Source organism: Cytobacillus gottheilii, assembly GCF_018582665.1.
In the GTDB taxonomy this organism is placed as follows: domain Bacteria; phylum Bacillota; class Bacilli; order Bacillales; family Cytobacillaceae; genus Cytobacillus; species Cytobacillus gottheilii.
Genome location: NZ_CP071709.1, coordinates 585,576 through 600,266, shown reverse-complemented (window position 1 = coordinate 600,266; position 14,691 = coordinate 585,576). Strand labels below are relative to the sequence as shown.

Annotated in this window: 13 protein-coding genes and 1 riboswitch; of the genes, 4 read left to right on the top strand and 9 right to left on the bottom strand. The window is 35.0% G+C overall.

Annotated elements, in window-relative coordinates:
- Positions 1–95: 95 nt before the first annotated feature.
- The 7 genes from J1899_RS02945 to J1899_RS02915 all read right to left on the bottom strand — a co-directional run bounded on the left by J1899_RS02945 (position 96) and on the right by J1899_RS02915 (position 7,530).
- Positions 96–848: a cyclase family protein gene (locus J1899_RS02945; protein ID WP_214477449.1), complete on the bottom strand. Its 753-nt coding sequence runs from the start codon at positions 846–848 to the stop codon at positions 96–98.
- Positions 849–934: 86 nt separating this feature from the next.
- A riboswitch (SAM riboswitch) is annotated at positions 935–1,032 on the bottom strand.
- A gap of 72 nt (positions 1,033–1,104) precedes the next feature.
- Entirely contained in the window at positions 1,105–1,827 is a 723-nt protein-coding gene (locus tag J1899_RS02940; protein ID WP_214477447.1) for a dihydropteridine reductase, read from the bottom strand.
- 49 nt (positions 1,828–1,876) lie between these two features.
- On the bottom strand, positions 1,877–2,629 hold the full coding sequence (locus tag J1899_RS02935) for an iron ABC transporter ATP-binding protein (protein WP_066450172.1): 753 nt from the start codon (positions 2,627–2,629) through the stop codon (positions 1,877–1,879).
- A complete protein-coding gene (locus J1899_RS02930) occupies positions 2,626–3,690 on the bottom strand; it encodes an iron chelate uptake ABC transporter family permease subunit (protein ID WP_214477444.1) in 1,065 nt (354 codons plus the stop codon). Before J1899_RS02930 ends, J1899_RS02935 begins: the two co-directional genes overlap by 4 nt.
- Entirely contained in the window at positions 3,687–4,703 is a 1,017-nt protein-coding gene (locus J1899_RS02925) for an ABC transporter permease (RefSeq protein WP_214477442.1), read from the bottom strand. Before J1899_RS02925 ends, J1899_RS02930 begins: the two co-directional genes overlap by 4 nt.
- Positions 4,704–4,722: 19 nt before the next feature.
- Positions 4,723–5,748 carry a siderophore ABC transporter substrate-binding protein gene (locus tag J1899_RS02920; protein ID WP_214477440.1) on the bottom strand — a complete coding sequence of 342 codons (1,026 nt, stop codon included), beginning with the start codon at positions 5,746–5,748 and terminating at the stop codon, positions 4,723–4,725.
- Between the two features lie 906 nt (positions 5,749–6,654).
- The gene (locus J1899_RS02915; RefSeq protein ID WP_214477438.1) at positions 6,655–7,530 is read right to left on the bottom strand and encodes a DUF5677 domain-containing protein; all 876 of its coding nucleotides are present in this window, start codon (positions 7,528–7,530) and stop codon (positions 6,655–6,657) included.
- Positions 7,531–7,943: 413 nt separating this feature from the next.
- Between J1899_RS02915 and J1899_RS22540 the strand changes: the two genes are divergently transcribed.
- From J1899_RS22540 to istB, 3 genes are read left to right on the top strand one after another with little or no spacing between them, the layout of a single operon-like run.
- The gene (locus J1899_RS22540) at positions 7,944–8,321 is read left to right on the top strand and encodes a transposase (protein WP_246586563.1); all 378 of its coding nucleotides are present in this window, start codon (positions 7,944–7,946) and stop codon (positions 8,319–8,321) included.
- Positions 8,322–8,353: 32 nt separating this feature from the next.
- The gene (gene istA / locus J1899_RS02910; protein ID WP_246586562.1) at positions 8,354–9,490 is read left to right on the top strand and encodes an IS21 family transposase; all 1,137 of its coding nucleotides are present in this window, start codon (positions 8,354–8,356) and stop codon (positions 9,488–9,490) included.
- Positions 9,487–10,242, top strand: a complete 756-nt coding sequence (gene istB / locus J1899_RS02905; protein WP_425515002.1) for an IS21-like element helper ATPase IstB — start codon at positions 9,487–9,489, stop codon at positions 10,240–10,242. Before istA ends, istB begins: the two co-directional genes overlap by 4 nt.
- Before the next feature lie 711 nt (positions 10,243–10,953).
- Here the strand turns inward: istB and J1899_RS02900 are convergent.
- The gene (locus tag J1899_RS02900) at positions 10,954–11,982 is read right to left on the bottom strand and encodes a reverse transcriptase family protein (protein WP_214477434.1); all 1,029 of its coding nucleotides are present in this window, start codon (positions 11,980–11,982) and stop codon (positions 10,954–10,956) included.
- Between the two features lie 256 nt (positions 11,983–12,238).
- Positions 12,239–14,260, bottom strand: a complete 2,022-nt coding sequence (locus J1899_RS02895) for a retron Eco8 family effector endonuclease (protein WP_246586657.1) — start codon at positions 14,258–14,260, stop codon at positions 12,239–12,241.
- Between the two features lie 202 nt (positions 14,261–14,462).
- Between J1899_RS02895 and J1899_RS02890 the strand changes: the two genes are divergently transcribed.
- On the top strand, positions 14,463–14,666 hold the full coding sequence (locus J1899_RS02890) for a hypothetical protein (protein ID WP_214477430.1): 204 nt from the start codon (positions 14,463–14,465) through the stop codon (positions 14,664–14,666).
- Positions 14,667–14,691 lie beyond the last annotated feature (25 nt).

The window sequence follows — 14,691 nt, the reverse complement described above, 5'->3', positions numbered from 1 at the left end:
TAAACCTCTTTTCAGGGTTTCCGAATATTTTTATCATAACCAATTATCTCTCCAAAAATGAAAGAGCCCTCCATATGGAGAGGCTCTTTTCCTCTTTAAGGCAGCAAAGCAAAAGAACGAACTGGAAAACCTGTAGCCTTTTCGGGCTTTGCACAAATATTGAAGATAACAGCACCTTTTGCCGGCAATTTATTGAGATTGGTTAATAATTCAACCTGATAAGTATCCTGTTCCAGTACATAGTATTCTCCAATTAGAGATCCATTTTTACGAACATCAATCGCTGCATCCGTATCAAATGTTTCATGTCCAACAGCCTTGATATTTCTTTCTTCGAATAAGAATTTTAAAGCCTCAATCCCCCAGCCTGGAGTGTGGCTATTTCCCTCTGTATCCTTATTTTCAAAAGCAGTCTTGTTCGGCCAGCGAAGACTCCAATCCGTACGCAATGCAACAAAGGAGCCTGCTTCGATGGTTCCATGCTCCTCTTCAAATTTTAGAATATCTTTAACACCTAGAATAAAATCATTATTTTCTTCAGCTTCCTTTGATTGATCAATGACAACTAAAGGCAGAACCAATTCCTTCAGGCCAAGTTCCTCTAAGTAACGCTTATTCCGAACAAAATGAATAGGAGCGTCAATATGGGTACCATACTGTCCAGGAAAATTAAAACGCTGTGCAAAAAAGCCATCATCATGTGTAAAAAGTGTTTGGATTTCAGCATCTTCAAATGCAGCGAAATGAGGAGAATCTGGTCCAAATGTATGTGTGAGATCGACCCATTCCTTCCCTTTCAGTACCTCAATAGCCTGCAATAAATCATTCGCATTTTTTACAGTTGACATTACCAGCACCTCACCAATCTTTTTAAAATAAAAATCCCTCTTCAAAAATAAGAAGAGGGATAAATAAACATAAACTGCTGCCGCTCTTCTTATCTTCTAGCACACGCTACTGGAATTGGCACAAACTCAAAAGTTCGCTGCCGAGGCTTTACAGGGCCAGTCCCTCCACCTCTCTGGATAAGAAAAATTTTCTAAATATTAAGTTATTGTATTTACCATATAGTTTTTATAGTCACCTTGTCAATATAAAAGTATTTTATCGTTCATTTGACAAGTGAAGCGGCAGAAACTCAGCCAGCTGCTGTTCATGCTTATCTAGTATGATCTGTTCAGCCTTAATGCCTTGCTCAAGGAGTACTTTAATATTCTGCAGGAGGAATTCATCACTTCCGACAACATAGTAGAGACCATCTTTGTCATCAGTCAGATTTTTCACTTCTTCGTAGTATTCTTCACGGTTATCAACGAACTGTGCTGTAACCTTCTTATCAGGTGAAGAAGCGAAAACATCTGTGAATAAGAACTTCTTTGATGAATCAATATTTAAGGAATGAATATGATTCACATTGTCAGCCCGGTTTAAGAAATCAAGTAAAAGCGGTCTGAACGTTGCCAGGCCAACACCTGATGACAGCAGATAAACATTTTTCCCTTCTCTTTTCAGCGGAACATTTGAGTGGGTTTTAAAGATGGCAACTTCATCGCCAACTGTAAGATTTTTTAATATCGTTTTGAATTCAGAGCATTGCTCTCTAATGCGTGTTGTGATTCCAATCGCATTTTCATGAGGTAAAGTGGAGATGGACATATGGCGAATCAAACTGCGGTTGGGTTTATCTCCTGCATTAAAACCCTCCAATGCGAAGTGGGTGTGAGAACCTTCTTCCCATGTAAAATTTTGCGGACAGGCAAGCAGGTACGTTCTCACCTCAGGTGTTTCTTCAATAATCTTGTTTATTTTTGTCCAATATATTTGCATGGTGATCCTCCTCAATGTGTGTTCCATTTTCATCTAATAATTTAATAATCTAGTAAACAGCTATCGGCCCATAAGGACCTTCAATAATTTCAATTTTCGTTTCAAAAATATCTGTTAAAAGTTTTGGATCCATAACCTCTTCTACGGTGCCAAAAGCCGCAATTTGTCCTTCTTTCATCGCACAAATTCGATCAGAATATTTAGCAGCAAAATTGATATCATGCATAACAGTCAAAATGGTTCTTCCAAATTCATTCGCAACATGCCGCAAATATTCCATCATTTGAACAGATCGGGCAACATCAAGATTGTTTAAAGGCTCATCCAAAAGCACATATTCAGTTTCCTGGCAAAGCACCATCGCAACATATGCCCTTTGTCTTTGTCCGCCTGAAAGCTCATCTAAATATCTGTCTTCCAGATCCGTTAAATCTAAGAAATCGATATATTTAGAGATAATCTCTTCATCTTCTCTCGTTAATCTACCCTTTGAATAAGGAAAGCGTCCAAATCCAGCCAGCTGTCTAACCGTAAGCCTCGTTACAAAATGATTTTCCTGCCGCAAAATGGTAACAATTTTCGCTAAGTCATTTGATTTCGAAGAAGTAACATCCATATTCGCTACCATGATCTGACCTTCATCCAAATCCAGAAGCCTTCCAATCATTAATAGTGTCGTAGACTTTCCAGCACCATTGGGTCCAATTAAAGAAGTGAACCCAGCCTTTGGTATTTCAATATTCAAAGGTCCAATTTTTACTTCTTCCGTATATAGCTTTCTAGCATTTTCAATCTTTATCATAGCGACCTCTTCCTTAAAATGACGATTAGAAATACGATTCCGCCAAACAGTTCAATAAAAACGGAAACAGCTTGAGAATTAAATACATGGTACATTAAAAAGTATGCACTCGTTAAAACAAAGAACCCGATAGCAAGAGCCATTGGAAAAATATATTTGTGATCATAAGTTGGCGCAGCCTGATAACTCAAAATGGCAACTAAAAAGCCAAAGAACGTAAGCGGCCCAACTAAAGCGGTTGATATCGACATTAAAACAGCAACAAGTACCAGCGTGTAAATGACATTTGATTGGTATTTAACGCCAAAAGTAGTAGAGACATCTTTTCCAAGTGACAATATATTTAACTTCCTGGAAAAAACATAAAGCAATAATGCGACAATGATGACCATTGGAATGACAATCGGAAAATATGCTGGATCGGCATTATTAACAGAACCAATTAATCTTGTCTGCAGAAGATCAAATTCTGATGGCGCAAGGAGTTTCCTCATAAAAGCGGATATCGTATTCAGCCCAGTTCCAATAATAATTCCGATCAGAAGGACAAGCTGTAAATTCCCATATTTCCCCGAAAGCAGCCAGCCATACAGGATCAAACTCATTAAGACCATAAGACAAACTTGAAGAAAAAATGGTCCTATGCCGCTAAAACTTACCATTGCGCTAGCACCAAAAATAAACATTGTACTTGTATGAATGGTTGAGTACAGTGATTCAAAGCCTAATAAAGAAGGCGTTATAATTCGATTATTTGTAATGGATTGGAAGGCAACAGTCGACAAACTGTGGCAAATGGCCGCAATCAGCATGGCCACAACAGCGACGATCCTTCTTTCAACAACTGGAATAAATGAAGGTGAATCAACTGGAACCGGATTGTTATAAACCAAAAGGCCGAATGCAAAGAGAAGACCCAAAGCAATCAATGTTATGAGCAGAATCCAATACCGTTTTTCATCCTTCTTTGTGCGAAAAGCACTAGCAGATCTGCTTTTATGATGGAGGCTAAAATCAATTTTCTTCATATTTTCTTTCTTTTTATATTCTAAAGCGTTCATCTTAGCCTCCTTGATTTTCTTTGTCTCAATAAGATCGAAATAAACACGACTGAACCGACAGATCCAAGTATTAATGAGACAGGTACTTCAAAAGGCATAATAATGGTTCTAGAAATGATGTCACATAGAGTAATCGTCCCCATACCGATCAAACATACCCAAGGCAGATTACTTCTAAGATCATCTCCTCTAATCATGGAAATGATATTTGGGACGATTAAACCTAAAAAAGGCAAGTTCCCAATTACTGCTGCAACAATACCAACTGCAACAGCAATAAGACCATTAGCCAAAAGAATGAGCGTATTATAATTGACTCCAAGACTTGTTGCGACATCTTCTCCAAGGCCAGCTAAAGTCAATCTGTTTGCATAAATAAAAATAAGAACTGTAACAATGACAATGATCCATAAATACTCATACCTTCCAGCCTGAACAGACGCAAAAGAACCGACAAACCAGCCCTCAATCACTTGCGACATTTGGAAAAAGAGTCCTAAAAAGGTGGAAACAGCTGAAATAACTGCACCCAGCATCAGACCAATAATCGGAACAATTAAAGAGGAACGAAGTCTGACCCGTCTTAAAAATAAAAAGAAAATCATTGTTCCCACAAATGAAAAAATGATTGCACCCGTCATTCTAAGAACCAAAGATGGTCCTGGAACAAATAAATAAACAACTAGAAGCCCCAAGCCTGCCCACTCAATCGTACCTGTTGTGGTAGGTTCAACTAAACGGTTCTGTGTAATAAGCTGCATAACAAGCCCTGCCATTGCCATCGCAGCTCCGGTAAGCATGAGTGCAACTGTTCTTGGCACACGAGTGATAAAAAACATTTCCATCCCGTCTTCTTGCCCGCTTATATCATAGACTCCAGTAAAAAGCGAGACAACTCCTAGACCCAAAACAACGATAATCGCCAGTATAAAAGGTTTTGTCCATATTTTATTTTGGTTATACAACCGGGATTGAGAATTTTTCTCAATCCCGGCTATGATATTTTTCTGCACTATGTTAAACCCCTTTACACTACTCTGCTAGAGCAGCAGCAATGCTTTCAAACAGCTCTATGAAAGTTTGCACTGATTCATTTAAGTACGTATCCATTGGTGCATAAACGATCTGTCCTTCAGAAACAGCTGTTGTATTTTGAAGAGCAGGTGAATTATCAATTACATCTTGTGCTGGTACTTTATCTGCTTCACCAGATATTGGAGCATCACGGTCTAGCACGAACAACCAATCTGGATTGCTTTGTGCAATCGCCTCAACTGAGATTTCATCGCCTTGGTGATCTGTAGTCGTTTCATCAACCTCTAAAGCTGGAGTCCATTCAAAGATATCATATAACGGCCCCCAAACACGTCCAGTATGTGGAGCTGAGAAATTAATAGCACCGCCAGAAACGATCACACTCATCACTTTATCACTGCCATTATAAGCAGACTTCGCTTTTTCAATTGCTGCATCAAGATCTGCTGCTAATTGCTCAGCTTCTTCATTTTTATCAAAAATCTTCCCTAAAGTAAGAGTTGTTTCTTTAAAACCATTTACCAAATTCTCACCAGGTGCTTCAGCTTCCTCAGAAACGTCAACATTTAAATCGATAACCGCAGCATTAGGCACTAACTTTTTAATATCTTCATAGAATCCTGAAAATCTTTGACCCACAATAACAAGCTCAGGATCTGCAGCTGCTAATATTTCAAGGTTTGGTTCACGGTGATTTCCAATATCCTGTACATTCTCATCCGCTACATATGGGGAATCTTCTAACATTACTGCTTTGGGTACAGCAGCTAACTCAATATCCCAAGCTTCTAATGTTTCAAACGTTCTATTATCCAAAGCAACTACATTCTTAGGATTGACAGGAACTGTAACCGTTCCATGAGCATCAGTGATTTCAACTGTTTCAGGCTCAGCAGACTCAGCGTCCTCACTTGTATCAGGTTCACTTGCCTCAGGCTCACTATTTGCAGTATCTGAACTTGAACAAGCCGCCAGCATCAAGACAAAAATTGCCATAATGATCGTTAATTTAATTTTCCCCATTTCTCAAACCTTCTTCCCTATGTATTATAAATTGTTATAAAACTAACAGATTATTGAAATGATAAAACGACTACCTATGTTTTATTTTTGCTGAATGAAATAGATGTTTAACATAGTGCTCAGCTAGTTGATAAAACGTTGATAATGATTATCATTTGCAATGTTCTATCAAAGTATATAACAAGAGTATTAGAAAAATCAACCCTAAATTTGGCTTATTTTCTCAATTATTGTGCTTATTTTTTCAATTAGGGGTTGATGAAGGTTTTTTTGTCCTGGGAGTTAGAAGGGATTGAGTAGGGTTTGAAAGGAAAAAGAGGGAGGAAAGGGTGAACTGAGAATGCAAAAAATCCCGGATTTCTGTTGAGAGAATCCGGGATTTTTGTGGCAATAATATTTACCTTAATTCTATTAATGCTACGCACTCAACATGGCTTGGATGGTGATGGCAGATAAATATAGATGTAGTAGTGTTTACCTTATACTTATTAATTAATAACCATATTATCATGTAAAATGCAATATTACATCATGCCGCCCGTAGGTTGCTAGAGTGTAATATTGTTAACATTGAGTGCAAAAAGTGCGGTAAATCAACGTTTTGATGTTCTTGGCTGTAACATCTTTAACAGGGATTTACCGTTTTTTATGGGAAGGCGTTAGCAAAATGTTAGCATCTATCCACTCTTGTGTATGTAACAACATATGTGGTACGGGTAGTTTAAATACCACATTTCATCCTGCCAATTTGCTGCTTAATAAGCTCTAACTTTTTGGCGATTATATCATTCTACCGTCCATCTTCAAGCAACATTGTATTCAAAGCTACCAGAGCAAGTACAAGTATTAGCATAAAGTGAAATATATGAATGAGCGCGCTGTCTGGTTAGCTTTCTTTGAACATCACTAAATAGCGCGATCTTCATCATAAAATTTTCCGAAGTTAACAATTTCAGCTTTCGTTAAGTACCGAGATATAATATTAAATGTCGGAAATCCAAGAAAGTCTCGGACTTGTCTGAAAAGATCATAGTTCTCAATATTCTCTTCTACCCTCAAATCATCGAAGGTGACCTGATTGTTTTGAAAATCAAGATCACTCCTCGCATTCAATGAATGAGTCTCGAAGGAGAGTAGAGAGTACAATTTATTAAGGTCGTTTCCAAATCTGTCTACATAATCAATTAGAGCGCTAAGGCTAAAAATCTCTTCATTATTCTTTTGATATAAAGAATACCAATGAACACTCACTTTTCGATTCATATTGCGTAAAGTCTTAATAAGTTCAAAGCGTAATTCGGATACCTCTTTATACGGAGATTGTTTATATATTAAGTTCTTGATTGAATCCTTCATTTTTTGTAGTTCCACCACAGAATAACTTGCTGATATTCTATCTGCAACTTTCGGATCGTTGAGATGTTTCAATTCCTCTAACTTATAGAAAGTGTAGTAACTTGTAGCTCGTTTTTCAACAAAGTCTTCACCGTCTTCAAAAATAAACATTAACGATGCATAAGTTTCAAGAGCTGACCTTGCTGTTATTACGGCTGCATTAAGTGATCCATGGTCTAAAAGGATAAAGATCCCATCGAATTGCGTTAATAACTTACGATATAACGAAAGTATCGTGACGTCCACTTGTTCAAAGGGAGTTTTCCATCCCGTTTCTAAAACTTTTTCAAATATATGTAAGGAATATTGAAGATTTTTACTAAGGGAATTAAGAAAAGGACGTCTAACGGCATCTTCTATGTCTACTGGAATGAAGGTAGGGTTCAAAAGCAAAAACTCCTTTACTAAAAATTTAAAAATACGTATATCACATGTAACCCTCACATAAATGTTAAAGCTCTCATGCCCGTTGGCTTAACGTAAATATTAATAGAAATATTGTAACAGTTTTCCTATGTTCAGGTTTGTTAAAGCGCTAGTGGGTTTCTGCGGATCCTAAGCGGGAACATATATATAAAACGTCCCTTCGAATCGCTTCGTGCCGTTGTCGACCACTATCACTCTCGCTGATTATTGCAGTTGAAATGAGCCACTTATGCGGAGTTTTGAGCCAGTCATTGCGGAGGAAAGAGCCACCCTTTGCGGAACGCAGGGCCACTATTAATAGAATAAAGAAAAGCCTCCTGTATAATAACCTTGCATGCCAGCAAGCATGACATTGTTATACAGGAGGCTTTTTTATGGTTAATTACCGTAAGATTTTGGAACTTCACTTTGAAAAAGTCAGTCAAAGAACGATTAGTTCAAGCACTGGGCATTCAAGGAATACAGTTTCAGATGTCATTCAACGTGCCAAAAAACTTGGCGTGGAAAACTTGAATGACACTATGACCAACCCATGGCTAGAAGCGTTTCTCTTCCCAGAGAAACAGGCTGTTGAGAAAGGGTACTTCCCAATTGATTGGGAAAGAGTGCATAAGGAACTACAAAAGAAGAATGTTACCCTTTCCCTATTGCATCATGAGTATTCGACAGAGGCACGTAATGTTGGAAAGATCCCCTATGCCTATCGTACTTTTTGTGAGAACTATGGGAAATATGCGAAAAGTATAAATTGACAATGCCTATTCGAAGAAAACCAGGTGAAATCATGGAAGTAGATTGGGCTGGGACTACACTGAAGATTAATGATCGTTCAACAGGAGAAACGCTTCCGGCGTATGTTTTTATTGCGACCTTACCTTATAGTCAGTTCAGTTATGTTGAAGCCTTTCTAGATATGAAATCAGCTAATTGGCTTATCGCTCATATTCATGCAATGGAGTACTTTGATGGAGTTCCTGAAACAATGGTTCCCGATAATTTGAAAACAGGGGTTACGAAAGCACATCGTGAAGAGCCTCTTCTAAATGAAGCCTATCGTGAAATGGCAGATTACTACCGTACTGTCATTGTTCCAAGCCGTGTTCGAAGGCCAAAAGATAAAGCAAGTGTCGAAGGCACTGTTGGATATATTTCCAGGCAGATTATCGCTCCACTAAGAAACTATCAGTGTTTTCATCTTCAAGATTTAAATCAGAAAATCCTTGAAAAGTTAGAAGAAATCAACACCACTGAATTTCAAAAGCGACCAGGTTCGCGTAAAAAGGTGTTTGAGGAAGAAGAGAAATCCTACCTTCAACAGCTTCCTCAAACAAGGTATAAACTTGCGGAATGGAAAACAGCAAAAGTTCAACTGAACTACCACATCCAAGTTGATCGAATGTACTATTCCGTTCCATATGATTATGTCCGTGAGAATGTCGATGTTCGACTGACCACGGATTTAATTGAAGTTTACTTCAAAGAAGTCCGGATTGCATCCCATAAACGACAACATGGTGAAATTGGCCAATTAGAGACCAACCCAGACCATATGCCTGACAATCACCGATTATATTTAGATCATAATCCAGAAAATAACCGGAAGTGGGCAGAAACAATTGGACCATCTATGACTCAATTTGTCGCTCATATCTTAGATATGAATGCAGAGAAAAAAGCATTAAATAGCCTTAGTACACTGAGGAATATAGCTAAGAAATACCCAAATGAAGAAATAGAGAAAGCAACAGAAACCTTACTTGAAATTTCAACAAACCCAACGGTTTCTGTCTTTAAAAGTGTAGTAGAAAGAAATAAGAAGAAAAAACAAACTAAAAAAACGGATATTAACAGACCTTGCACTACATCTGATGACTATGGATTTGTCCGTGGAGCTAAATACTTTGGGAGGGATACAAAATAATGAACCAAGAAACTTTACGTAAACTAGTAGAAATGAAAATGGGTGCGATGGCGGAATTATATCAGCAGCAAAAGCAGAATAATGATTATAGGGACATGGATTTTGATGATAGGTTCAATCTTCTGGTAGATTATGAATATGATAGACGTAAATCGAATCGACTTGAACGACTAATTAAACAGGCTACACTCAGCGAACCAACAGCAGCTATTGAAGATATCGAATATCATCCGGATCGTAATTTAGATAAGAATCAAATACTAGAGTTAGCAACAGGAAATTACCTTCAAAATCAACATAACATCATTTTAATGGGCGCATCTGGGAACGGAAAGACGTGGATATCCAATGCCTTTGGGGTACATGCATGTCGCCAATTTTATAAAGTTAAATATATAAGGTTACCAGAATTACTTGATGAATTAGCTGTAGCAAAGTATGAAGCAGATGGCAGCTTCCGTAAGTTAATTCAGAAGTACAAAAAGATTGATTTATTAATCCTAGATGAGTGGCTACTAACAGAGCTGTCAGAGGAAAATGTACTTCATGTGTTGGAGATTATTGAAGCAAGGCTCAAAAGAGCCTCTACTATATTCTGTTCTCAATTTTCACCGGAGGGATGGCATTCCAAACTGGGACAGGCACAAATAGCAGATGCGATTCTTGACAGAATCGTTCATGATTCATATAAGATTCTAGTTGATGGTGATGTTTCGATGAGGGAACGTCATGGATTGCGGGTATTTAAATGATTCCGCCAGCTGTCGAAAACCGTATAGCTAGATATTTTCTGCATATGTACTTACCTGATAAGGTACAGCAGGCTGTAGGGGAAAAACTATTACCCTCCTGCATTTGGAACGATGAAGAGAATATAGATCAGGATGAATTAGTTCGTTGAGCTATTGAGATTATTGATCAGGAATTGAAAGATAAGAGATTCAAATAATAATATAAACAACCATTGGAGCGAGTGAAGTTCCAGTGGTTGTTTATATTATTAGCTACATTAATAAGAATGGCTCTCACCCCTGCATTTAATGGCTCAGTTGACCGCAAATAGTGGCTCAATCTGTCCGCAATACTCACTCGCCGCTGTCTCTATACAATCCTTATAAAATCGTTAGAAACAGTATATCTTTGAGATAGTATATAGATATAAAAATTCAGATGACGAAGATGTATTTGATAAATTTATTGATAGAACTATAGAAACGGTAATTCAAAAAGTTCCTATTTATCCTTAGTTCTAACTCACTCTAGTGAATTAGTAAGGAATAATCCTCCTACTTTTTCACTAAAAGAAGCAGGACCTCAGTATGGGTTCCTGCTTCTTTTAGTGAAGTAAGTATTTCATTTATTTAATCATGTTTAGATTCTTTAAAGTTGAACTAGTATTTTTCTTTAGTTATATAAGTATGAAAGAAAGATCATTGCCATATAATTATCAAGTTCCAAATAACTTAAAGTATTAATAAATCAAGAATTTTCTCAATTTCGTTAATCTTATATAACAACTTTCTGTTACTTTTAGATAAATGCTCCGGCAATACTCCAACACTATCAAACGGAAGTAATCCAAGTAAAAAAGAACGATATCCTGCTAAATAATTATGAAGCCATAAAAGATTGATTTCTGTGCTATCAGTCAATTTAAAATGTTCCTTAATTTCTTTAATGAAATTATCAACGTTTTTTTTATTAGTTTGTTGATAACAATATATAATAGCTGATATAAAAGCTGTCTTTTTTCTGGATAATCGTATTTCTTTTCCAATCACAAATCCATTTAATGATATTTCATTTTTAGTTTTAATAATCTTATTTGTATTCAGATAAAGATCATAAGATTTCAATATTTTTTTTATTCCATTTACAAAAACTTTTTTATGTAAATAAAAACTGGCGGAAGAAAGAAGTATATCATCAACATATCGGGTATAAGTAATTCCGAATTTTTTACAGTATCTTGAGATTCGAATGTCCAAATGTCTAAATAATATATTTGATAAAACCGGTGAAGTAACAGCACCTTGCGGAAGTTTACCATCTACAGTAACAACTTTTACTATAAAATCAATTAATGTAAAATTATCACTAACATTAATATCATCCACATAGTATCCTAATACTTCTCTGAGTTTATTTTCTTTAATACTGCCAAAAAAGTCCTTTATATCCAGCTTCAAAAATATATCATTACCAACATGCGGTTCTAAATAGTTATAATATGACTTACCTTTTACATATCCATAAGCATGACTGGAAAGTGGAATATAGTCGAAAAAGTTTCTTTTAAGGTTACCTTGTAATTTATATAGTATATGTTCATTGTTAATACAATGTAGAGTTCTTTTCATTCCGTTTTTCTTACTAATTGTTTTTGTATAATATGCTTTAGATATTTTTTCTACTTTTAATATCTCTACGCAAGTTTTGGTACTTTCTCTAAGGATTTTCGTCTCAAATGTATTCAAATCTTCAATATGCATACTAATTCTCCCACAAAAAGTAAGGGGTAAGTACATCCCAGAACCTCGAATTTAGATCGGCCAATTTGATAAAATTTCCGATAACATTTTAGTAGGCTTATTACCATGGATTTTTCCCTATAACCGCAAATGAGACGTTACAAGAGATTTTTAGTTTCTTGATGAAGGGAATAAACGTAACTTTCTTCATGGCATCTATAGTCAAAAAACTAAACTATTTCAGATTTTACTACTTACCCATACCTTTACAGATATATTATACCATTTTTTCTATTTGTACAATTACCTTACCTAACTCTGGAAACCTAGATAGAAAAATATTCCTATTAAAATATAAGTCTTTATTCTCTAAATCTATCTCTTTTTCAAAGAACCAATTCATAAATGATGTAACCCATCCGCTTGTTTTCCCTTCTAAATTAAGATTAGATTTTTTTAGTTCATTACGAATGTTCTTTATATCCTCAAACAAAGATACAAATTGCCTAACTTTATTTGCTTTATCCTTTTTACTTTCCTTTTCACCACTCAGCCAATCTGCTTTTCCAAAAAAAATTACTCTAAGGAAACTAGTTTTTTGATTTTCAGTTGCTAATCCTCCATAAATACTTTGGAAGTAAGTATCATCCCAATCCTGTTCTTGAAGCCAATCATAAAACAATTGATGATTGTTAATGTTTATAATAGCTCCCTCAATAGTTGTTTCTAGTGGAAAAAAATTATACTCGGAGTAATATTGTTGCATTAATTCTATTAATTCTAACCTTGCTCTGGTTTCCTTTATACATAATCCACTAGAATCAACTTCAAATTTATAATTATTTGTGCGCCTTTGGATTTCAATTCTAGTTCTAAAAGTATTATTTAACTTTTGTTTATAATGATAATGTTCTCGATTTATTATGTTTTTATCTTTTAGTACATTTAAATATGCATTGCCTGTAATACTATACTTTTTCTTTTTTGGTACATAACTCAGTAATTTGTCCATATCAAGTAAAACTAAAAATTTTATCTTTGATTTTCTGTCATTTGGGTTAACCAATTGCAACTTATCGTTCTTTCCTTCAAACGGATAAATATCAATTTTAGATAATACAGGAAACAAAATCCTTATATTCCCATTTCTAAATACTTCTAATTCAGTATCACCTTCAACAAATAAGCAAGCTTCGGAAAAGAATAAATTTGCTTCATTATCCGATAAAAACTTATATTTACGTTGTTTAAAACCATTTATTTTGTTAACTGAAGTCCTGTTATAAAGTGAATTATTTGTAATGTGAAATATATCATAATTTTCATTTTCGAGTATAATGTTTTTTGTAAATGCAGGGGAATGGGTCGCAAAAATCCATTTTGTTGTATAATAGCTTTTGTTTTCCTTTATTTCTCTTACAAATTCTTCTATCTTTTTAACATGCAGATGCAATTCAGGTTCATCTACCATAATCAATGGCGTTGCAAGATGTTTGTATTCATATAACCTTAATATTAATTGTATATATAATTTAATAAATGTGTAAGAATTTAAACCATTAGACCCCAGTTGAAGAGAATGGGAATCATAATTGAAACCTTTTCCTCCCAATTGAAGTTGAATAATTTGACTTATCTTCTCATAAACGTTTGTTTTCTTTATTTTTATTTCATTTCTTTCAAGGATATCAACAATAATATCAATTACCTCTTGATAGTTATCTTGTTCTTGATCGTTTGCCTCAAATATACCACTTATATTTTCACTAATATTCAACTTTTGTCTAAAAGGTGCAATTGATCCTATAACTTCCCAGATTGAATCCCAATTATAAAGATTAATATTTCTTGATTCTAAAAAAAAGATTGGAAATCTAATTGCCATAAAGGCTCTAAAATCGTAATCTTTAATATTCCAATTTATAGTTCCGTTTTTATTGTATTTTAAAGATAATATTACCCTATTATTCACGGAATATTTTTTTGTGTAGTAATCAATTTTTTCAAAAATTTCATTTGTTGGATTTATCAAACCATTAAACGTATGAGCCTTCATTTTTTTTATTAATTCGAGGAAATCATATTCTATAGCAATTTCTACTTCATCATTATATGGATTACTTTTGCTAAACATTGATTCATCATATACTTCTTCTGTTAGATTTAAATGAAAGAAATTTAAAGCCTTCATTATATTTGACTTTCCAACATTATTTGTTCCAATAAAGCAATTTATATTTTCTTTTAAGTTTAGTTCTAGAGATTCTATTGATTTACAATTTTTAATTGTTACTCCCACTATAGACAAACTAATCATCATCCTTAATTTTTCTTTCTAATATTAAAAGGGTGGTTCTCTCTCCTAATCTTCGCAGCGTAATCTACTTTAAAAAATTTGTAATATCTATTTTATTATACTATTTTCATACTGAACAAATAGAATTATTTTCACCTATAAGATAGGTGAAAACTTCACAGTCAAATGGAGAGCAGCGGTCTCAATGAACAGTAGTACGATGGATCAAACCATTGCTGTATTACAGGAATTCTTGCTGACCCCAGAGGCTTCTGAAGAACCCCCCCCTGAACAAACCCAAATTGATATTAAAAAGCTTGAAGAAAGGATTAATTATTACAATTGGCTCAACGGAATTATAGTCAACTTTGAGTCTAAGGAATTTCTAAACTATTACCAATCGAAATAAAGATGATTACGGCCAATGAAATGTA

Bases quoted from the DNA above. Each gene is read 5' to 3' on its own strand.
- J1899_RS02945 (WP_214477449.1), bottom strand. From the start codon at position 848: ATGTCAACTGTAAAAAATGCGAATGATTTATTGCAGGCTATTGAGGTA.
- J1899_RS02940 (WP_214477447.1), bottom strand. From the start codon at position 1,827: ATGCAAATATATTGGACAAAAATAAACAAGATTATTGAAGAAACACCT.
- J1899_RS02935 (WP_066450172.1), bottom strand. From the start codon at position 2,629: ATGATAAAGATTGAAAATGCTAGAAAGCTATATACGGAAGAAGTAAAA.
- J1899_RS02930 (WP_214477444.1), bottom strand. From the start codon at position 3,690: ATGAACGCTTTAGAATATAAAAAGAAAGAAAATATGAAGAAAATTGAT.
- J1899_RS02920 (WP_214477440.1), bottom strand. From the start codon at position 5,748: ATGGGGAAAATTAAATTAACGATCATTATGGCAATTTTTGTCTTGATG.
- J1899_RS22540 (WP_246586563.1), top strand. From the start codon at position 7,944: ATGGTTAATTACCGTAAGATTTTGGAACTTCACTTTGAAAAAGTCAGT.
- istA (WP_246586562.1), top strand. From the start codon at position 8,354: ATGGAAGTAGATTGGGCTGGGACTACACTGAAGATTAATGATCGTTCA.
- J1899_RS02900 (WP_214477434.1), bottom strand. From the start codon at position 11,982: ATGCATATTGAAGATTTGAATACATTTGAGACGAAAATCCTTAGAGAA.
- J1899_RS02890 (WP_214477430.1), top strand. From the start codon at position 14,463: ATGAACAGTAGTACGATGGATCAAACCATTGCTGTATTACAGGAATTC.